The organism is Butyrivibrio hungatei, assembly GCF_900101605.1.
Taxonomy (GTDB): domain Bacteria; phylum Bacillota; class Clostridia; order Lachnospirales; family Lachnospiraceae; genus Butyrivibrio; species Butyrivibrio hungatei_B.
In genome coordinates, this window is the sequence record NZ_FMUR01000015.1 from 24,146 (window position 1) to 44,878 (window position 20,733).

The window sequence follows — 20,733 nt, forward strand, 5'->3', positions numbered from 1 at the left end:
ATGGGATTAAAGCTTGTATCATGGAATGTTAATGGACTTAGAGCATGTGTATCAAAAGGATGCTTTCAGGAATTTATGGATAAAGAGAATCCTGATGTAATCTGCCTTCAGGAAACTAAGCTTCAGGAAGGACAGATCAAGATGGATCTTCCCGGATATGAAGAATACTGGAACTATGCGGAAAAGAAGGGATATTCTGGAACAGCGATCTTCACAAAAGAAAAGCCGATTTCCGTAACATACGGACTTGGTATTGAAGAGCACGACCACGAAGGAAGAGTCATTACAGCCGAATATAATGATTATTACCTCGTAACGGTGTATGTACCAAATGCGAAAGAAGATCTTTCAAGACTTGAATATAGGCAGGTTTGGGAAGATGATTTTCTTAAGTATATCAAAAAACTTGAAGAGACAAAGCCTGTTATCTATTGCGGTGACTTAAATGTAGCTCACAAAGAGATCGACCTTAAGAATCCCAAGACAAACCGAGGACATGCGGGATTTACAGATGAAGAGAGAGCCAAGTTTGACAATGTTCTTGCCGCAGACCTTGTGGATACATTCAGATATTTTTATCCCGACCTTGAGGGAGCATATTCATGGTGGTCATACAGATTCCATGCAAGGGAAAAAAATGCAGGGTGGCGTATTGACTACTTTGTAGTTTCAAAATCTCTTATGCCATCTATAGAGGATGCCAAAATCTACAGTGAAGCTCTTGGCTCCGATCATTGCCCTGTAGGAATTATATTAAAATAAAAAACAGATATATGAGAAATAAAAATGAATAATTTAGTCTTTAGTTTAAATGCAACATTTCCGGTTTTTCTTTTAATGATATTTGGATTTATTCTGAACAAGATAGGTTTTATAGATGAAAAAACCGCATCATGGATGAATAAATTTGTTTTCAAAATAGCACTTCCCGTGTTGGTTTTTGAAGATCTGGCAGATCAGGATTTTAGAGGAACATGGAATGGTAAATTTGTATTGTTCTGTTTTTTGGCGACGATAATAAGTATCGGAGTCATATCTCTTTTTTCTGTACTATGTGTAAAAGATAAAGGCAAAAGAGGAGAGTTTATACAAGGAGCATACAGAAGCAGCGCCGCTTTACTGGGACTTGCATTTATTCATAACATCTACGGAGATGCAAGTACGGGAATGGGACCTCTCATGATACTTGGAAGCGTTCCACTGTACAACATCTTTGCAGTTATAATACTGATATTTACGGCAGAAAAAGAAAGTGAAAACAATGGCAGAAGCGAACTTATAAAGAAAACTGCCGTAGGAATAGCCAAAAATCCGATCATAATAGGAATAATCATAGGCCTTATATGGTCACTTCTAAGAATCCCAAGACCTACTTTATTTGTAAATTTCACGGATAATATAGCAAGGCTTGCAACACCGCTTGGATTGATTTCTATGGGAGCATCTTTTGAAGTAAAAAAGGCGCTCAATGAAATAAAACCCGCACTTATCGCAACTTTTATAAAGCTGTTTGTTCTTGTGGGAATATTCATGCCAATAGCGGTAAATATGGGATTTAAGGGTGAGCAGATCGTTGCGATATTGATCATGCTTGGATCATCGACAACCGTAAGCTGTTATATCATGGCTAAAAACATGGGACACGAAGGAGTCCTCAGTAGCAGCATAGTTATGATGACAACATTTGCATGTTCATTTACATTGACATTCTGGTTGTTTATACTTAGGTCTCTGGGAATAATATGATAATAAACAAGAGGGGAAGCACTAATTACAGCGCTTCCCTTTTAATATACTTAAAATATTTAAAAGTCTGTTTTTGATAAGAATGATCTTATCTTACCCCAGTAATTTACAGGATCTGTAACGATTCCGTGAATATGTCCTGAGCCTAAGATCATGCAATACTGCTTGTCACACTTTGCCGCTTCGTAAAGACGTGAGCACATCTGCGGATCTATCACTTCGTCCTCATCACCGTGTATAAAGAGTGTCGGAGTCTTTGATTTTGACACGGCATCGATAGGTCTTACATCGTTAATATCAAATCCTGAGCGAAGATAGATTATAAATCTTGCAAGTGCGACCACAACTGAAGCAGGAAGTATCGATCCTTTCATAGTCTTATATGTTTTTGCAAACTGCTTTCTTAAGTTTGAATAAGCACTGTCTGAAATAGCGGCTTTTACATTTTCAGGAAGATGCTCACCTGTTGTCATAAGTACAGTTGCGGCGCCCATTGACATTCCGTGAAGAAGAATAGAAGCCTCCGGATCTCTTTTTATTATCCAATAGATCCATTCCATGAGATCAAGCCTGTCATCAAGGCCGTAACCGACATATTTACCCTCACTCTTTCCAAATCCGCGAAGATCGGGAAGGAGGCAGTTTACGTCAAGTGAAAGATAATACTGAGCATAGATACCGTTGTACTCGTGATTATCTTTGATACCGTGAACAAGGATAACATATCTGTGCGAATTGCTACTTGCAGGGATGTATGCAGCGTGCAGCTTGAGCTGGTCAATACTGTTGATATACATATCCTGTTTATCTTTATGATTTCTTACAAACATTCTTCCGGCCGTAATAGCTTTGTCATAATCGGGACTTTCGTCGGTATGCTGAACAGGAACGGATGTAAGCTTATAGATATAATTGGTCAGAGCATACGCTCCACCAAGAAATGCAGAGAAAATGCCGAATTTAAGAACTGAATTTTTTTTGCTCATTAAAAATACCTCGCATGTAAAGTTTTAAGGGCATTATCATTTAAGCCTCTCCAATATATATTATCATTTTTTTTACAGATAAACGCATTTTTCGGTTTTCTTTTTGCAAAGAATGGAATATTATATTTATATAAATATAAATTATTTTAGGAGAATGTAAAATGAAAAAAGAAAACAAAGTAACATTGTGCATAGATAAAAGTTTTACCGTAGGGAAAGTGGACAAAAGAATCTACGGATCTTTTATTGAGCACCTCGGAAGAGCGGTGTACGAAGGTATTTATCAGCCCGGCAACAAATTTGCCGATGAAAACGGATTTAGGAAGGACGTTATTGAGCTGGTAAAAGAGATTGATGTTCCCATCGTAAGATATCCCGGAGGAAATTTTGTCTCGGCGTTCAGATGGGAAGACAGCGTAGGACCTGTCGAAGAAAGACCTGCGAGACTTGAGCCTGCATGGGGAGTAGTTGAGAGCAACAGATTCGGACTCGATGAATTCATGAACTGGTGCAAAAAAGTCGGTTCAGAGCCAATGTATGCGATCAATCTCGGAACAAGAGGAATCGAAGATGCCAAAAATGTAGTTGAATACTGCAATATCGAGAAAGGCACATATTACAGTGATCTTAGAATAAAGCACGGAGTTAAGGATCCATACAAGATAAAATTATGGTGTCTTGGAAATGAGATGGACGGCCCATGGCAGATAGGTCACATGACACCTGAAGAATACGGACTTAAGGCAGGACGCGCAGGTCACTTAATGAAGATGATCGATCCTGAGATCGAGTGCGTAGTATGCGGATCATCGGGAATCGGAATGCCTAAATTCGGCGAGTGGGAAAGAGTTGTTCTTGAGAACAGCTATGACAATGTCGATTACATCTCGCTTCATACATATTATGACAATGAAGAAGACAACACACCCAATTTCCTTGCAAGCAACGTATCTATGGATAAATTTATAGAGAGCGTTGTAAGTATCTGTGACTGCGTAAAGGCAACAAAGAGGTCTGATAAGACAATCAATCTCTCATTTGATGAGTGGAACGTATGGTACCATTCAAAGAAAAAAGATGCAGAGCTTGAGAAATGGACTGAGCATCCTCATCAGCTCGAAGAAGATTATAACCTCGAAGATGCACTTCTTGTGGGATCAATGATGATAACACTTTTAAGACACGCAGACAGAGTAAAGATCGCATGCCTTGCACAGCTTGTAAATGTACTCAGCCCTATAACAACAACAGATAACGGCGTGTTTAAGCAAACAATCTTCTATCCTTTTATGCAGTCAAGCAGATACGGAAGAGGTGAAGTTCTTAATACGATTGTCAAAGTGCCTACTTATGAGTCAAAACACGGTGATGCACCTTATGTTGACTCCGTAGTAATAAGCGATGAGGAAAACGGCGCACTTACCGTATTTGCCGTAAATAAAAACCTTGAGGATGATTTTGAACTTACCTGCGATCTGAGACAGTTCTCCGATTATAAAGTTGAATTTCACAGCGTTCTTACACACAAAGATGTTAAAGCCGGAAATACAGAAAACAACCCTGATGAAGTAAAACTTTCAGATAACACAAGCACTGCAGTCAACGATAATGGCGTACTTAAGACGACACTTCCCGCAAGAAGCTGGAATGTCATAAGACTCAAAGTTTGAACAGAAATTATAAAAATTTCTTTCACAATATGATATACTCTCTATGATATATATAAATGGAGAGTATCAATGGGTTTTAATTCATTTACGTTTATATTGGTATTTCTTCCGGTACTGATGATTGGTTGGCATGCACTTAACAGACTGCAGAAATATACGGTGGCAGACGTATTACTTATCATAATGTCATTGTATTTTTACTATACTTTTGGTGTTAATTTCCTGATTATCCTGTCGGTAAGTATTGGAGTGAACTATGCACTCAGTGCGGTTTTAAAAAAGATAGATTCAAGAAATACCACAGACAGTAATATTCATAAAAAGCTTATAAAGATAATAGGAGTGCTATTTAATTTAGGACTCCTATTCTACTTTAAATATCTTGGCTTTTTCGCCGACAATCTCAACGTGGTTTTTAAAACGGGACTGACAGTTGATAAGATAATCATGCCCATAGGAATCAGCTTTTTTACCTTTGGGCAGATATCTTATATTGTTGACAGGGCAAACGGGGAAGCTCCGCATTACAGCTTTGTCGAATATACCCTCTATACCGCTTATTTCCCGAAGCTTATACAGGGACCGATCGCATTTCACAAAGAGATGATAGATCAGTTCAGAGACAAGTCGCTAAGGACATATGATTCTGTGAAATTCTCAGCCGGAATAATATCTTTTGTATTGGGACTTTCAAAGAAAGTTATTCTGGCAGATGTATTGTCCAAAATTGTAAATTACGGCTTTGAGCAGACATATTACCTTGATACGTTAACTGTAATAGCCGTTATGCTTGCATATACTTTCCAGATTTATTTTGACTTTTCGGGATACTGTGACATGGCAAACGGCATCAGCCTGATGCTTGGGTACAGACTTCCCACAAACTTTAATTCGCCTTATAAGGCAGCTTCCGCAAAAGAACTGTGGCAGAGATGGCATATGACTTTGTCGCGCTTTTTCATTAAATACGTCTACATTCCGCTGGGCGGTAGCAGAAAAGGAAGATATCGCACAATAGCCAATGTCCTCATAGTATTTATACTTAGCGGATTGTGGCATGGTGCGGGCTGGACGTATGTATGCTGGGGACTCATGCAGGGACTTCTCGTAGTATGGGATGATCTTGGAATCGTGAGCACCGAAAAAGAAGGAAAATTCCTCTTTAGAAAAGAGCCGCTGCTGGTGATTCCAAAAGCACTAGGAAGAGCCATGACATTTATAGCATTTGTAGCTTCGCTTATATTCTTCAGATCGGAATCTGTTGAAAAAGCTCTTGCGATGTTTAGAAGATTATTTTTCTTCACCTGGCCCGGATTCCTTACAAGAACCGCTGCAAATCTTGATATCGCAGAAAATTATGTATTCAGACAGTTCTTATCCCAGATGGGCGGAATAGATGAAAACGTGATCTACATGATAACCATGGTGACATATCTTGCAGTAAGCGGATTCATCATCACAAGAAAGAACACTGAAGAAATTATAGAAACGACAACATTTGATAAAAAGACACTTATAGGTATCACGGTTCTTTTCCTGTGGTCCTTTATATCATTGTCGGCAGTAAGTACGTTTATTTATTTTCAGTTTTAATTTAGAAGAATATGGAAAAAGAAAACAGTTCAAAAAAGTTCATAAAGAGATTTCTGATATCGATACTTGCGGTAGCTGTGCTTATCGCGGGGACAGTTATATTTTTTGACCCGTTCTATCATTATCACAAGCCGTGGTGCGGACTTAAGGCAGTGCTAAATGACAAAGAATATCAGTGTGTCGGAACACTCAGAAACTTCGATTACAACGCGCTTTTGGTAGGATCTTCGGTTATGGAGAATAACAACAATGCCTGGTATGACGATGCATACGGCGTTAAATCTATAAAGGCGATAAGGTCTTACGGTGCGACGGCTGACCTGTGCTATCTTCTTGATGTTGCCTATGAGAAGCACGACCTTGAATATGTCTTTTATAACATTGATCCGTCGTCACTTGTCGCTGATGCACAGACAACCTTCGAAGCAGCGGGATGTCCCATGTATCTTTATGATAAGAATCCAATAAATGACGTGAACTATTTGTTTAACAAGGATGTACTGTTTGAAAAAATTCCTTATCAGGTCGCAAACTCATTTATCGGAGATTACGACGAAGGACTTTCATACAACTGGGCTAAGTGGAAAACATTCGGAGAAGATCAGACGCTTTCAATCTATTTTCGAAAGAAAGATATAATCCCGATGCTGGATAAAGATGTACATAAAGATAAAGTGCAGGAAAATATAAAGCTTCTTACAAAAGAAGTAAGAGAGCACCCCGATACCAAGTTTATTTTCTTTTACCCTGCATATTCAATGCTATGGTGGGATGGTGCGGTAAGGACCGGTGAAAGAGATGCCTTTATTCAGAGCGAGAAAATGATGACAGAGGAACTTCTTAAGTATGACAACGCCAGAGTGTTCTGTTTTCAGGGAGAAGAAGAGATAGTTACAGACCTTAATAACTATATGGATTCGATACATTTTTCTCAGGACATAAATAAGTATATGATTGATAAGATAATACAGGGGCAGAACGAGCTAACACTCAGCAATTACAAGGAAAAGCTTAATGAAGTCAAAACAATGTCTGACAAGATAGTTAAAGAAAAAATGCCGGCATATGAAAAAGATGACCGTTTTGTATATGAAATGACAGAATAAATATATAGTTTATTTGCAAAAAAGATGGTATACTATCTGCACATAGTTAAGAATTTTTTTACGGAAGAAGGAATAATCGTGAGTGATTCTGTTACAAAAAAAATTGTACTTACAGGTGGAGGAAGCGCCGGACATGTAACTCCAAATATTGCGCTGATCCCTGCACTTAGAAAAGCCGGATATGATATCTATTATATTGGTTCATATAACGGAATAGAAAAGAAATTAATTGAGGACTATAACGTACCTTATTTCGGAATAGCAACAGGAAAACTGAGAAGATATTTCGATCCGAAAAACTTTACCGATCCCTTCAGAGTGTTAAAAGGATTTGCAGAAGCAAAGAAAATATTGAAAAAGATAAAGCCTGACATAGTTTTTTCTAAGGGAGGCTTTGTAAGTGTGCCGGTAGTAAGAGCTGCAGGCGCGCTTAAGATTCCATATATTGTACATGAATCTGATATGACACCGGGACTTGCAAATAAACTCAGTATCGCAGGTGCCAACAGAATCTGTTGTAATTTCCCTGAAACCATGAGACTTCTTCCTGCGGAGAAAGCAGTTCTTACAGGAACACCCATAAGAGAAGAACTCAGTATGGGAAATGCTGAAGAAGGAAGAAAAATCTGCGGCTTTGAAGATGACAAGCCTGTACTTATGGTAATCGGCGGAAGTCTGGGAGCACAGTCCGTAAATGAGACTGTAAGATATGCTCTTCCAAGATTATTACCGAACTTCAATATTGTTCATATCTGCGGAAAAGAGAAGATGGACAATCTAAAGCTCACTCTTCCCGGATACAAGCAGTTTGAATACGTAAAAAATGAGCTTAAAGATATTTTTGCAATGGCGGATATTGTTGTATCAAGAGCCGGTGCAAACTCAATCTGCGAGCTTCTTGCGCTCAAAAAGCCCAATATACTGATACCTCTTTCAACCAAATCAAGCAGAGGTGACCAGATGCTAAACGCAAGGTCATTTGAACAGCAGGGATTCTCAATTGTTATTGACAATGACGACCTTGATGAAGATATACTTGTTGAATCAATAGAAGATCTTTACGAGAACCGTGAGAAATATATAGAAAATATGAGGAACAGTAATCTTCACAGTGCGACTGACACTATAGTCGGTCTTATAGACAATGAATTAAAAATTCAATAGCTGAAATTTTTTATCAAATCTTAATAGGGACTTTATTTGTATTTACATCATAAGGGTTATCATTATATGGTAGAGTATTTTCGAGTTTGAGGTGCGAAAATGATCGATGTTACATCTTATGTTAATGGATACAGTCCGGTAGGCGATATTATTGTCATGGCGGTAGTGGTCGTTCTGGCAATTCTTATTCGTGTAACTTATATCAGACAAAGTATTGAGTTTAAGATATATAAAGTGATACTGCTGTGTACATTTATCGCAGCAGTTTCCAACCTTTATTTTCGCCAGAGTATCGTTAAACTTGATGAAAGTCCGAGATTTATCATATATCTAACAAAATATATCACGCATTTTTCAGTTCTGCTTGCTCTTGCGCTATATCTCATTTATACAAAAAATCAAATGAAACTTTCAGACTCGATAGGAAGGATAATCGATTTTATTGCTGTCGGAGTCTTTACTTTTACTGCATCCGTCGATCTGCTCGGGATGATATTCGGATTTGGATTCAACATCATCGATAATGAGAATATTCAACGGGGACAGTATATTGCTTCAAGTGGCTATATATTTTTTGCCGCACTTATATTGCTGCTACTTATAGTATACGGGAAGCATATGTACAGACCCATTGTTACGGCTCTTTATGCTACTATCATAATGTCTTTTGTTGTCACCTTGATTCAGGAGAGACACAATCAGAAATCATTTACTATTTCAGCTTTACTATTTCCTGCAATATCCATAATGTATCTTATGCACTCGAATCCATATAATCTGGATACGGGTTCTCTTCACGCGGATTCATTTATTGAGAACATAGAAAATGCAACAAAGAAAAAAGAAAAACTGCTTATCTATTTTCTGCATCTGGCAGTGAATGACAGGAAAAGTCGCAAGTATCCTAAAGAACTGACCGACAAGATAAGGGAAATGGCTACGTACACATATAAAGGTGCCAAACTGTTCCAGATTTCAGAGGGAAAGATGGTACTTTCTGTGCGAATGGCCTCAAATCCTGATTGCTTGCAGAAAATTGAAAAAGTCAGAACTACTTTAACAGAACAATATCTAATTTATAAATTGGAATACAAGATGGTAATTTTGCAGACTACGGATGAGATAGAAAATGCTGAAGACTACATCGGAATCATTGATTATGTGGAAAACAGAATGCTTTCAAATGAAATACATCAAGTCAATGAGGAGGATATCGGTAAATACAAGAGTCACAAATATATAGTTGAGCAGCTTGCGGACATAAACAGAAGAAAGGATCTAAGAGACCCCAGAGTTCTTGTATATTGCCAACCTGTATATAATATTGAAACAGGAAAATTCGATACTGCAGAGGCACTTATGAGACTAAGGCTTGAGAAGATCGGAATGGTATTTCCGGACAGGTTCATACCTATAGCTGAGAAACACAATTTTATCCACATGCTCAGCCTTATTATCTTTTCAAAAACCTGCAATGAGATAAGAAGATTATTGGATGACGGATACGTCATCAAGAGAATATCAGTGAATTTCTCTATGACAGACATAAAGGAAAAAAATTTTTGTGAAAACATAACAAGAATAGTCAAAGATGCCCGAATTCCGTTTGAAAAGATAGCAATCGAGATTACTGAAAGTCAGAATGAAAAAGACTTTATGGAACTTAAAGAAAAACTCTTTGAGCTTAGAAAGAGCGGAATAACATTCTATCTCGATGATTTTGGAACAGGTTATTCCAACATGGAAAGAATAATGGAACTTCCCTTTGACATAATCAAATTTGACCGTTCACTTGTTATCGCAAGCGGAACAGATAATAAGTCAAAGAAAATGGTAACTCACATGGCGCACATGTTTAATGATATGGAATATGATGTGTTGTATGAAGGTATTGAGGATGAAACGGATCAGAACAGATGTAAAGAAATGTATGCAAGATATCTTCAGGGATATAAGTATTCCAAACCCATTCCAATCGAGCAACTTTCTGAATTTTTGGACAGGGAAAAAATTGAATGAGTTTGTGAAAATTTATTTCATTATATCCATAATTACGTTATACTTAAAAGGTGCAAGTATAAATGGAGGCATTCTGTATGAATATTGTAAGCGAGAGAATAAAGAGTTGTTATAACGCGCTTCCTTCATCTGAAAAGAAAGTTGCGGATTATATTCTCGAGAGGAAGGATGATCTTTTCCAGTATCCTATCAAAGATTTGGCGCGTTTGTCCGGCACCACACAGGCTGCATGGACACGTTTTGCACAGGCTATAGGCTATGACGGTCTCAAAGACCTTAAGAATGCTTACTACACGGAAGCAAATTCGTCGCTTACGGTAGCTGATAAAGGGCCTAAGATTTCATTTAAGGATGTCAATGAGTACACATCACTGCAATCTATTGCAGATAACATTTGTGCAACAAGCGTACAGGCTGTACAGACTACGTACAGATTGTTTGACGCGGGCACTTTTAATGATGCCGTTGATAAGATAATAAACGCCAAGCAGATACAGATATTTGGCGTAGGTACGGCAGGACTAGCCGCATACGATCTTTATTGCAAGTTGCTCAGAATCCATTATAATGTTGTATTTAACCAGGATCAGCACCTTAGCCTGATGACCGTTTCACAGATAGGACCGGCGGATGTTGCTATATTTTTTAGTGACAATGCCAGAAATAAGCAGATCATGCAGCTTTTCACAGCCGCTAAGGACGCGGGTGCGACAACTGTTGCGATAACAAAGCTTGGCAACAATGCACTCACAACCAGATGCGACTATGTTCTTTTTGCAACTTCACCTGAGATTGATAAAAAGAGTGGAATAACAAGCTCGAGATTTGCTCAGCTTTTCCTGGTCGATACGTTGTACACTGCGATAGCGAATCGAGACTATGATAATATAGAGAAGTATCTTGCATTGTCATACGAGATATTTTCAGAACCACAATGGGAGTGAGGAGAAAAATAATGGAGAAAATAGCTAGTTTTACAGTCAATCACCTTGATCTTGAACCGGGAATCTATGTTTCAAGAAAAGACAAGGTTGGACAGGAGACATTAACAACATTCGATCTTAGAATGACAGCACCTAATAAAGAGCCTGTTATGAATACAGCAGAGATTCATACAATGGAGCATTTGGGAGCAACATTTTTAAGAAACGATCCTGAGTACAAAGATAAGACAATATACTTTGGACCTATGGGATGCAGAACAGGTTTTTATCTTATTCTTGCAGGAGATTTGGAGTCAAAAGAAATCGTTCCGATCATTACAAAAATGTATGAGTTTATCCGCGACTTCAAGGGAGAAGTTCCCGGAGCAAGCCCCAGAGACTGCGGAAATTATCTTGATATGAACCTTGGAATGGCAAACTTCCTTGCAAAGAGATATCTTGATAACACGCTTTATAACATCACGGATAAGCACCTTGTTTATCCCGAATAATTAAGACAGAAAGAGAAGAAATATATATGAAAATTGGAATTATAGGTGCCATGGAGGTTGAAGTTGCAACCTTAAAGAGCAACATGACAGTAAAGAATACTGTAAAAAAAGCTTCTATGGAGTTTTATGAAGGAACAATAGGAAATACCGAAGTTGTTGTAGTAAGAAGCGGAATCGGTAAAGTAAACGCAGGAATCTGTGTTCAGATCCTTATCGATCTGTTTGGTGTAACACACGTGATCAACACAGGAATCGCAGGATCTCTTAATGCAGATATAAATATCGGAGACATAGTTCTTTCAACAGATGCATGCTATCACGACGTTGACATCACAGTATTCGGATACAAAAAGGGCGAGATTCCTCAGATCGGAGCAGCAGAGTTTAAGGCAGATGATGAGCTGAGAGCAAAGGCAAAGGCTTCAATCAAGAAGGCGGCTCCCGATATCGGAGTTTTTGAAGGAAGAGTTTGTAGCGGCGATCAGTTTATCAGTAGCGCCGAAGTTAAGGACGCCATAATCAAAGAGCACGGCGGACTTTGCACAGAGATGGAAGGTGCAGCCATCGCTCAGGCAAGCTATCTTAACAACACTCCTTTCCTTATCATCAGAGCAATCTCAGATAAGGCAGACGGCGGTGCGGAAGTTGACTATCCCACATTTGAAGCAAAGGCAGCAAAAGACTGCGCAGCTATCGTAATGGAGATAATCGCAGAGCTCTAAGAAATTGCAGATTTAATCAGTTTTTTTGACAGCTTATAGATTAGAACATAAAATGACTTGGATTTATGAGAAAATCACTCATGATCCAAGTCATTTTTTTCTGTAATCGTCTTGATTAGAAAAAACATCTTTGATAAACTTTAGACGAATGGCGAAACCCAATTTCACGCGCCAAACAGGAGGATTTTATAATGGTTAGTTGGAACAATCTTGATACAATTAAATCCTATAACGATCTTGAAGGTATCAAACACGTAAATTTAGTTGAAGCTATGTCAGGGGAAAGCGGAGCTAAGAGAGTAAAAGAGTATTCAGTGCCTATGGCAGCCGGCCTTGCATACAACTACGCAGCCAAGGAAGTTGATGATGATATTATCAATGCTCTTGATGCGCTTGCAAAAGAGACACAGCTTATCGAGAAGTTTGAGGCGCTTTATAACGGTGAAGTTATTAACACCGGGGAAAAGAGAATGGTTCTCCACCAGCTTACAAGGGGACAGCTTGGAAACAAGGTAGAAGCTGACGGAGTTGATAAAAGAGAATTCTATGTAAAAGAACAGAAGAGAATCGCAGATTTTGCAAATAAAGTTCACTCAGGTGAGATTGCAAACGCAAAGGGAGAGAAGTTCACAACTGTTGTACAGATCGGTATCGGCGGAAGTGATCTTGGTCCTCGCGCTATGTATCTTGCACTTGAGAACTGGGCACACAGAACAGGCAATTTCAAGATGGAAGCAAAATTCATCAGCAACGTAGATCCTGATGATGCATCTGCTGTACTTAACAGCATTGATGTTGCTCATTCAATATTTATCCTGGTTTCAAAGTCAGGAACAACACTTGAGACACTTACAAACGAATCATTCGTTACAGATGCGCTTAAGAAGGCAGGACTTGATCAGTCTAAGCATATGATCGCAGTTACATCAGAGACATCTCCTCTTGCAAAGAGCGAGAACTACCTTGAAGCATTCTTCATGGATGACTTCATCGGCGGACGTTACTCTTCAACATCAGGCGTTGGCGGAGCAGTGCTCTCACTTGCTTTCGGACCTGACGTGTTTGCGCAGTTCCTTGACGGTGCTGCAGAAGAGGACAAGCTTTCTGCAAATGCAGATCTTAAGAAAAACCCTGCTATGCTCGATGCACTTATCGGAGTTTATGAGCGCAACGTACTTGGTTACTCAAGCACAGCGGTTCTTCCTTACTCACAGGGACTTAGCCGTTTCCCCGCTCACCTTCAGCAGCTTGACATGGAGTCAAACGGAAAGAGCGTAAACCGTTTCGGTGAGCCTATTAACTATGTAACAGGCCCTATCATCTTCGGTGAGCCCGGAACAAACGGACAGCACTCATTCTACCAGCTCCTTCACCAGGGAACAGACATCATTCCTCTTCAGTTCATCGGCTTTAAGAACAGCCAGCTTCAGAATGATGTTGATATTCAGGGAAGCACAAGCCAGCAGAAGCTCTGCGCTAACGTAGCAGCTCAGATCGTTGCATTTGCATGTGGTAAAACAGATGATAACCTCAACAAGAACTTCAAGGGCGGACGTCCTTCAAGTATCATCGTAGGTGATGAGCTTAATCCCAAGTCTCTCGGTGCGCTTCTTGCTCATTTTGAGAACAAAGTTATGTTCCAGGGATTTGTATGGAACATCAACAGCTTCGATCAGGAAGGTGTTCAGCTTGGTAAGGTACTTGCAAAGAGAGTTCTTGCACACGAGACAGAAGGCGCTCTTACTGAGTATGCAAAGCTTTTGAACATTTGATCATTGACATGACGAATTAATCTGCTTACAATAGCAGTAACTTAATAAAAACTTCAGGGCAGGGTGAAAGTCCCTACCGGTGGTATAGCCCACGAGCCGCAAGGCAGAATCGGTGTGATTCCGATGCCGACAGTATAGTCTGGATGGAAGAAGTATGCAGAGCACTTAGTGATAAGTGAGATAAGAAATCTTTGATTTCTGTCATCGAACTTAGTTCCGGCGAGGCATTTATGCCGAGAGCAGAACATCATTAAGTAAAGCTCAGTTGAATAAAAAGCTTATAAGCACCCTGAACAATTTATATGTTCAGGGTGTTTTTTTGAGCAGAGCACTTAGCGAGGTATTGACGAGCTTAGTGCGAGCCATGGGGATGTACTTAATGAGCTTTTTTCGAATTTAGTACATATCCCATACAGCAGTAGTTTATTTTAAGCCCTGAACATTTTTGTTCAGGGCTCATTTTTTTGATAGGAAATTCCTATCAAAAAAACGCTCCGCTATGGATGCGACCGATGCGCAGAAGTATTATGCAAGCTAAAGCTTGCGCGCATCGGCGCGCAAAGAGTTGCTTTGCAACTCTTTGTTCCAGAGCACTTAGAAGTTTTAGTACATATACCACAACAGAGGTCAACAAATGAATGATGAATTATACATGAAAAGAGCCATTGAACTTGCCTTAAAAGGCACAGGCTTTGTCAATCCAAATCCGCTTGTAGGAGCTGTAATAGTAAAAGACGGCGTAATTATAGGTGAAGGATATCATGAAAAATTCGGAGAACTTCACGCAGAGAGAAATGCTCTTAAAAACTGCAGTGATTCTCCCGAAGGTGCAACCATATATGTGACACTTGAGCCGTGTTGTCATCACGGAAAGACACCACCTTGTACCGAGGCAATCATAGAAAACGGCATAAAGAGAGTTGTCGTGGGCGCACTTGATGTAAATCCACTTGTTGCGGGAAAAGGTGTACAGATACTTCGTAATCACGGAATAGAGGTTGTGACGGGAGTTCTTGCAGACGAGTGTACAGCATTAAACAAAGTCTTTAATAAATATATTTTGAAAAAGCGCCCTTACGTAGTCATGAAATATGCGATGACAGCAGATGGCAAGATTGCGACAGACACAGGCAAATCAAAGTGGATAACCTGTGAAGAATCAAGAAAAGAAGTTCATGTTCTCAGAAACAGACTAATGGGAATAATGGTCGGAGTATCTACCGTTATTGCCGACGATCCGATGCTAAACTGCCGTCTTGATACGCCGCACAGAAATCCCGTCAGGATAATCTGCGATACAAACCTGCGGACACCTCTTGATTCAAAAGTTGTTCAGACAGCAGATATTGCTAAGACCATAATAGCTACCGCTTCAGAGGATAAAGAGAAGTTTTCCGAATATGAGAAAAAGGGCTGCAAGATAGTAAATGTCCCGATGAATTCTGAGGGAATAGATTTAAACATCCTGATGAAAAAACTTGGAGAACTTGGGATTGACGGAATACTCCTTGAAGGCGGTGGAACTCTTAATAACAGTGCGCTAAGAGCACACATTGTTGATGAAGTGCACACATTTATGGCACCTAAGATATTTGGCGGAATGGGAAAGAGTCCTGTAACAGGCATTTTTATAGATGAACCGGATGAGGCAATAGAACTTAATGTCACAGAGATTTCTCGAGTCGGAGAAGATCTGCTTATAGAAAGCGAGGTTAAGTATAAATGTTTACCGGAATAATTGAGGAAATGGGGACAGTCAAGAGTATATCTAAAGGCTCTAAGGAAAGCACCCTGTGCATATCATGTAAAAAAGTTTTGGAAGATGTAAATATCGGTGATAGTATCGCGGTAAACGGCATCTGCCTTACCGTTGTAACTTATACCGAAAGCTCTTTTACCTGCGATGTTATGAATGAAACCTTTTCAAGATCGAGCCTTATGAAAATCAGAACAGGAAGTCCTGTAAATCTTGAAAGAGCCATGAGCGCCTGCGGCAGATTTGGCGGGCATATGGTCTCGGGACACATAGACGGAACCGGCAAGATAGCTTCGATAAAAAATGACGGTAATGCGGTGTGGTTTGAGATAACAACTTCAGAAAAAATCCTTGGAGGAATTGTAGAAAAAGGCTCGATAGCAATAGACGGGATAAGCCTTACGGTTGCCGGGCTCAGCACTTCATCATTCAGCGTTTCCATAATTCCGCACACTTTAAAGGAAACCATTTTAGGCGCGAAAAAGGTTGGAGATGAAGTAAATCTTGAAACAGACATCATAGGAAAGTACATAAAAAAATTTTGCGACACAAATAAGGATAACGGAAGTATCACGAAAGAATTTCTTTTACAGAACGGGTTTTATTAAGGAGGATAGCAGAAATGGATAAGCAGCTTTTAGAGAAGGCACTTTCCGATTTGAGAGAAGGAAAAGTAATTGTAGTTGCTGATGATGAGAAAAGAGAGAATGAAGGGGATCTTATATGTGCGTCTGAGAATGTGACCGGAGAAGTCGTAAACTTTATGGCAAAGTACGGACGCGGGCTTATCTGCATGCCGATAAGCGAAGAAATTGCCAATAGGCTCTGTCTTAATCCTATGGTCAATAACAACACGGATAACCATGAGACGGCATTTACCGTTTCCATAGATCACAAGGATACAACTACGGGAATATCGGCAGATGAAAGAGCTTTGACGGCAAGAATGTGTGCATCTTATGATTGTGATCCGTATGATTTAAGAAGGCCGGGACATCTTTTTCCCCTTGTTGCCAAAAGTGGTGGTGTTATAGAAAGACAGGGGCATACGGAAGCAACAGTGGATCTTCTTAAACTCGCAGGGCTTAAGGAATGCGGACTGTGCTGCGAGATTATGAAGGATGACGGCTCAATGATGCGCGAGGGCGATCTTAAGGAGTTTGCAAAAGAGCATGACCTTACGTACATAACGGTTGCCGATATCGCTGAGTACAGAAAGATTTACGATAACCTTGTAGAGTGTGTTTCAATCGCAAACATGCCGACTAAATACGGAAAATTCATGGCTCATTGCTACATTAACAAGATAAACGGTGAGCATCACGTGGCGCTTGTTATGGGAGATATCTCAGACGGAGAAGATGTTCTTTGCAGAGTGCATTCCGAGTGCCTTACGGGGGATGTCTTTGGTTCGATGCGATGTGACTGCGGACAGCAGCTTGATAAGGCGATGAAGATGATCGCTGAAGAGGGACGCGGAGTTCTTTTGTACATGCGTCAGGAAGGACGAGGCATCGGGCTTGTGAACAAGCTCAAAGCCTATAAATTGCAGGACGAGGGAGCAGATACTCTTGATGCAAACCTTGCGTTGGGATTCCCCGGAGATATGCGCGAATACTACACAGGAGCGCAGATACTTAGAGACCTTGGAATTAAGTCGCTGAATCTTTTGACCAATAATCCGGATAAGGTATATCAGCTTGAAGACTACGGGATGAAGATAACACAGCGCGTTTCGATAGAGATAGAGGCAAATCCGTTTGATATGTTCTACCTTCAGACCAAGAAAATCCGCATGGGACATATCCTGAAGGTGTGACCGATTCGGAAATAGCGATTATATTGAGATTTTAATAAATGGGACCACAATGAACTCAGGGGCTAACATAGTTTTTGCAATTGATAGAGTTTAGTCCCTGACAACATTTAAATACAAATTCATAAATATTGATAAGGAGAAAAATATATGAGAGTTTATGAAGGAAATCTGGTATCGGAAAAGATTAAAGTAGGTATTGTAGTAGCAAGATTCAATGAATTTATCACGTCAAAGCTCCTCGGTGGTGCGGTTGATGCGCTTAAGAGAGAGAATGTAAATGATGATGACATTGAAGTTGCATGGGTTCCCGGAGCATTTGAGATTCCTCTTATCGCTGACAAGATGGCAAAGAGTGGCAAGTACGATGCCGTTATCTGCCTCGGCGCAGTTATCAGAGGATCGACATCGCACTATGACTACGTTTGCGCAGAAGTTTCAAAAGGAGTTGCGCAGGTCAGCTTAAACAGCGGTATTCCCGTTATGTTCGGTGTCCTCACAACAGACAATATTGAACAGGCAATCGAGAGAGCCGGCACAAAAGCAGGAAACAAGGGCTTTGAATGTGCACAGGGCGCTATTGAGATGGTTAATCTTATCAGAAATTTGGGATAAAAATATATTTGGAAAAATCCGGGATGTAAAAGTCTCGGATTTTTTTGTCTGATCATATATACGGTTACGTATATAATTAGTGTTGACTGCTATATACGTTAGCGTATATAATTTGGACAAGAGATATATACGACAACGTATATAATGAGTGCGAGGTAGAAGATATGCTTATAGATGAGTATATAAAAAATAAGAAAATTTCTTTATACAAGTTGGCAGAATTATCCGGAGTATCATATCCGACAGTATATAATTTGGTAAATGGCAAATCTGATATAAATAATTGTGCCTTGGGCAAAGTTTTGCCAATAGCAAAAGCGTTGGATCTGTCAGTGGAAGATTTGGTCTTTTTATGCAATCAGAAATATACATTCACATTATTTAAGAGTGAACAATGCCATTTGGTGAATCGTATGGGCCAGGTCGAGTATGTTATTGAGGTTCTGGAAGATAAGAAGATAGATCGCTTTTGGAGATTATGTTGTTACGCTGAGGCAATGTATATGGTTGCCATGGTTGATTATCTCAGCAGATTAAATGATATTCCCAAATGTACAAACTACAACTACATCAGAAGTCAAAAATTAAAAGAGAAAATCTATCCAATTGATGCGGTTATAGAAAAAAAGCTGACCAATAAAAATTCGCTTCTAAAAAAGATGGAAAAAGATGCTATCCCTGAATTTTTAGCATTCAACATTGTCGAGGGAGATGTGATACATGGCTGATAATGATATCTTTTATTCAAAAGAAAACTTGGATAATTATCTTAAGCAATTAGGTAAAAAATTTAGAAAGCTTAATGGAAAATATACTGATGCGGAAATTATATTGATAGGCGGAGCAGCAATTGTATCAAGATTCAATTTCCGTAATTCAACTACAGATATAGATGCATTTATAAGAGCATCTTCCGTTATGAAAGATGCCATAAATATTGTTGGTGATGAAAATGGATTAAAAAGCGGTTGGCTCAATGATGATTTTAAAAAGACTCGCTCATATTCTGATAAGATACCGCAATATTCAATTCCATATAAAACCTTTTCAAATATTCTTCATGTCAGAACTATGCCTGGACCATATATTATTGCAATGAAATTAGCTTCACTGCGTCCTTATAAATATGACAGGTCTGATATTATTGGGGTCATCTCAGAAGAAAAAATAAGTAAAGAGGATATCATTACCGCAGTGGAAAATCTATACGGAAGTATCGATTCTTTACAGCATTCTAAAGAGGCAGTGGCTTTTTTAGATGAAATCTATAGTTCCATAGATTTAAAAAATCTCTATGATGAGGAACGAAGTAGCGAGAGGAAAAACTTTCAGCTCCTCAAAAACGCGGAAGCATATGGAGAACAGTTATCTGCTGATAATTTATCTGAGGTACTGGAAAGGGCAAAGAAGATGGCATCTGAGAGAAAGCAAAAATAATAATACTCGTATTACGTTGTGTTTTTCTCATATCAATATCATCCATAACTAGCTTGAATAGAGCAGGGTACAGATATCCCCAAGACAGGTCAATATCAAACCGAAACTTTTCATTATCCCATCATTCTTTATCTATAGTGCATGAATTAATAAATTCATCTTTTACAGCTTCGCTTTCACTGTCACCGTCTGTATAAGTTATTGTAATATCAAATGCTGCATCATCTGTTACGATTTCACGGAAATAAGTGCGTGTGCCTGCTACATCAAGTATTGAATTATAAAAATAATCATCACCTATCTCTGACTCGAAATCAGCTCCTACAGAACTATCATACTGTTTCTTTAAGAATTCTTCTTTGTTCTCAGCTTCAACCGGCACATTTGCCCAGACGTACTCAGCTACCTCAATCTCCATGCCAAGACTTTCATTCTTATATGTATGAGTATAGCCGCCTGCAGCATTACCTTTCTCATAACCTTCGGGATGTACCGAAGCATCCTCAAATCCCTCCGGAATCACATATTTAAGTCCATGTACAGTCACAAACTCAGCTCCTGCCTCTGCAGGCTGCTCCTCAATAACAAGGATATTGCCATCCTCCGGCGATGTTTTTGAACATCCCGCAAGAAGTACTGTTCCCGTAAGCACAATAATAAACAATATATTTCTTCTCATAAAATAATTACCCTCTAACATTTTTTTGCATGTATTTCTTGCACATCATTTCTTTCGAGAAGAAAGAAGCAAAATGATAAATATTATTATCAAAAAAGCATAAAACCCATATTGAAGTAGCATCATTACAGTTGCTACCAAAAGACAAGATATCCCAACCCAAAATAATCCCATATCATTACTCCAATAACTTAAACTTTCATTTAATCGTTTTGAT

General features: G+C 39.2%; 19 protein-coding genes and 1 riboswitch. Of the genes, 17 read left to right on the forward strand and 2 right to left on the reverse strand.

Going from position 1 to position 20,733, the window contains the following annotated elements:
* Together BLP87_RS11920 and BLP87_RS11925 are read left to right on the forward strand one after the other, a co-directional pair.
* A complete protein-coding gene (locus BLP87_RS11920) occupies positions 1–762 on the forward strand; it encodes an exodeoxyribonuclease III (protein ID WP_074462871.1) in 762 nt (253 codons plus the stop codon).
* A 24-nt stretch (positions 763–786) separates the two neighbouring features.
* Positions 787–1,746: an AEC family transporter gene (locus BLP87_RS11925; protein WP_074462872.1), complete on the forward strand. Its 960-nt coding sequence runs from the start codon at positions 787–789 to the stop codon at positions 1,744–1,746.
* Between the two features lie 59 nt (positions 1,747–1,805).
* Here BLP87_RS11925 and BLP87_RS11930 read toward each other — a convergent pair whose 3' ends face one another.
* Positions 1,806–2,732 carry an alpha/beta hydrolase gene (locus BLP87_RS11930; RefSeq protein ID WP_074462873.1) on the reverse strand — a complete coding sequence of 309 codons (927 nt, stop codon included), beginning with the start codon at positions 2,730–2,732 and terminating at the stop codon, positions 1,806–1,808.
* A gap of 161 nt (positions 2,733–2,893) precedes the next feature.
* Between BLP87_RS11930 and BLP87_RS11935 the strand changes: the two genes are divergently transcribed.
* The 15 genes from BLP87_RS11935 to BLP87_RS12005 all read left to right on the forward strand — a co-directional run bounded on the left by BLP87_RS11935 (position 2,894) and on the right by BLP87_RS12005 (position 19,837).
* Positions 2,894–4,402, forward strand: coding sequence for an arabinosylfuranosidase ArfA (locus BLP87_RS11935; RefSeq protein WP_074462874.1), 1,509 nt, complete (start codon positions 2,894–2,896; stop codon positions 4,400–4,402).
* Between the two features lie 69 nt (positions 4,403–4,471).
* On the forward strand, positions 4,472–5,995 hold the full coding sequence (locus tag BLP87_RS11940; RefSeq protein ID WP_074462875.1) for an MBOAT family O-acyltransferase: 1,524 nt from the start codon (positions 4,472–4,474) through the stop codon (positions 5,993–5,995).
* 11 nt (positions 5,996–6,006) lie between these two features.
* Complete coding sequence (locus BLP87_RS11945; protein ID WP_074462876.1) at positions 6,007–7,101, forward strand: hypothetical protein; 1,095 nt, start codon at positions 6,007–6,009, stop codon at positions 7,099–7,101.
* A 78-nt stretch (positions 7,102–7,179) separates the two neighbouring features.
* The gene (locus tag BLP87_RS11950; RefSeq protein WP_074462877.1) at positions 7,180–8,265 is read left to right on the forward strand and encodes an undecaprenyldiphospho-muramoylpentapeptide beta-N-acetylglucosaminyltransferase; all 1,086 of its coding nucleotides are present in this window, start codon (positions 7,180–7,182) and stop codon (positions 8,263–8,265) included.
* Between the two features lie 99 nt (positions 8,266–8,364).
* Entirely contained in the window at positions 8,365–10,284 is a 1,920-nt protein-coding gene (locus tag BLP87_RS11955; RefSeq protein ID WP_074462878.1) for an EAL domain-containing protein, read from the forward strand.
* A gap of 77 nt (positions 10,285–10,361) precedes the next feature.
* Positions 10,362–11,228: a MurR/RpiR family transcriptional regulator gene (locus BLP87_RS11960; RefSeq protein ID WP_026513448.1), complete on the forward strand. Its 867-nt coding sequence runs from the start codon at positions 10,362–10,364 to the stop codon at positions 11,226–11,228.
* 11 nt (positions 11,229–11,239) lie between these two features.
* On the forward strand, positions 11,240–11,719 hold the full coding sequence (locus BLP87_RS11965) for an S-ribosylhomocysteine lyase (protein ID WP_074462879.1): 480 nt from the start codon (positions 11,240–11,242) through the stop codon (positions 11,717–11,719).
* 26 nt (positions 11,720–11,745) lie between these two features.
* Positions 11,746–12,441 (forward strand): 5'-methylthioadenosine/adenosylhomocysteine nucleosidase, encoded by a 696-nt coding sequence (locus BLP87_RS11970; protein ID WP_074462880.1) that lies wholly within the window; start codon positions 11,746–11,748, stop codon positions 12,439–12,441.
* Between the two features lie 191 nt (positions 12,442–12,632).
* The gene (locus BLP87_RS11975; RefSeq protein ID WP_074462881.1) at positions 12,633–14,213 is read left to right on the forward strand and encodes a glucose-6-phosphate isomerase; all 1,581 of its coding nucleotides are present in this window, start codon (positions 12,633–12,635) and stop codon (positions 14,211–14,213) included.
* 45 nt (positions 14,214–14,258) lie between these two features.
* Positions 14,259–14,372: riboswitch (FMN riboswitch) on the forward strand.
* A gap of 475 nt (positions 14,373–14,847) precedes the next feature.
* Positions 14,848–15,951: a bifunctional diaminohydroxyphosphoribosylaminopyrimidine deaminase/5-amino-6-(5-phosphoribosylamino)uracil reductase RibD gene (ribD, locus tag BLP87_RS11980; protein ID WP_074462882.1), complete on the forward strand. Its 1,104-nt coding sequence runs from the start codon at positions 14,848–14,850 to the stop codon at positions 15,949–15,951.
* Positions 15,936–16,577 carry a riboflavin synthase gene (gene ribE / locus BLP87_RS11985; RefSeq protein ID WP_074462883.1) on the forward strand — a complete coding sequence of 214 codons (642 nt, stop codon included), beginning with the start codon at positions 15,936–15,938 and terminating at the stop codon, positions 16,575–16,577. The genes ribD and ribE (BLP87_RS11985) overlap by 16 nt, the downstream gene beginning before the upstream one ends.
* 14 nt (positions 16,578–16,591) lie before the next feature.
* Positions 16,592–17,788, forward strand: a complete 1,197-nt coding sequence (locus tag BLP87_RS11990) for a bifunctional 3,4-dihydroxy-2-butanone-4-phosphate synthase/GTP cyclohydrolase II (RefSeq protein WP_074462884.1) — start codon at positions 16,592–16,594, stop codon at positions 17,786–17,788.
* A gap of 147 nt (positions 17,789–17,935) precedes the next feature.
* On the forward strand, positions 17,936–18,400 hold the full coding sequence (gene ribE / locus BLP87_RS11995) for a 6,7-dimethyl-8-ribityllumazine synthase (protein ID WP_026656274.1): 465 nt from the start codon (positions 17,936–17,938) through the stop codon (positions 18,398–18,400).
* A gap of 164 nt (positions 18,401–18,564) precedes the next feature.
* Complete coding sequence (locus BLP87_RS12000; protein WP_051563141.1) at positions 18,565–19,128, forward strand: helix-turn-helix domain-containing protein; 564 nt, start codon at positions 18,565–18,567, stop codon at positions 19,126–19,128.
* Positions 19,121–19,837, forward strand: coding sequence for a DUF6036 family nucleotidyltransferase (locus BLP87_RS12005; RefSeq protein ID WP_074462885.1), 717 nt, complete (start codon positions 19,121–19,123; stop codon positions 19,835–19,837). Before BLP87_RS12000 ends, BLP87_RS12005 begins: the two co-directional genes overlap by 8 nt.
* A 121-nt stretch (positions 19,838–19,958) precedes the next feature.
* Here the strand turns inward: BLP87_RS12005 and BLP87_RS12010 are convergent, their stop codons facing one another.
* A complete protein-coding gene (locus tag BLP87_RS12010; protein ID WP_074462886.1) occupies positions 19,959–20,516 on the reverse strand; it encodes a hypothetical protein in 558 nt (185 codons plus the stop codon).
* Positions 20,517–20,733 lie beyond the last annotated feature (217 nt).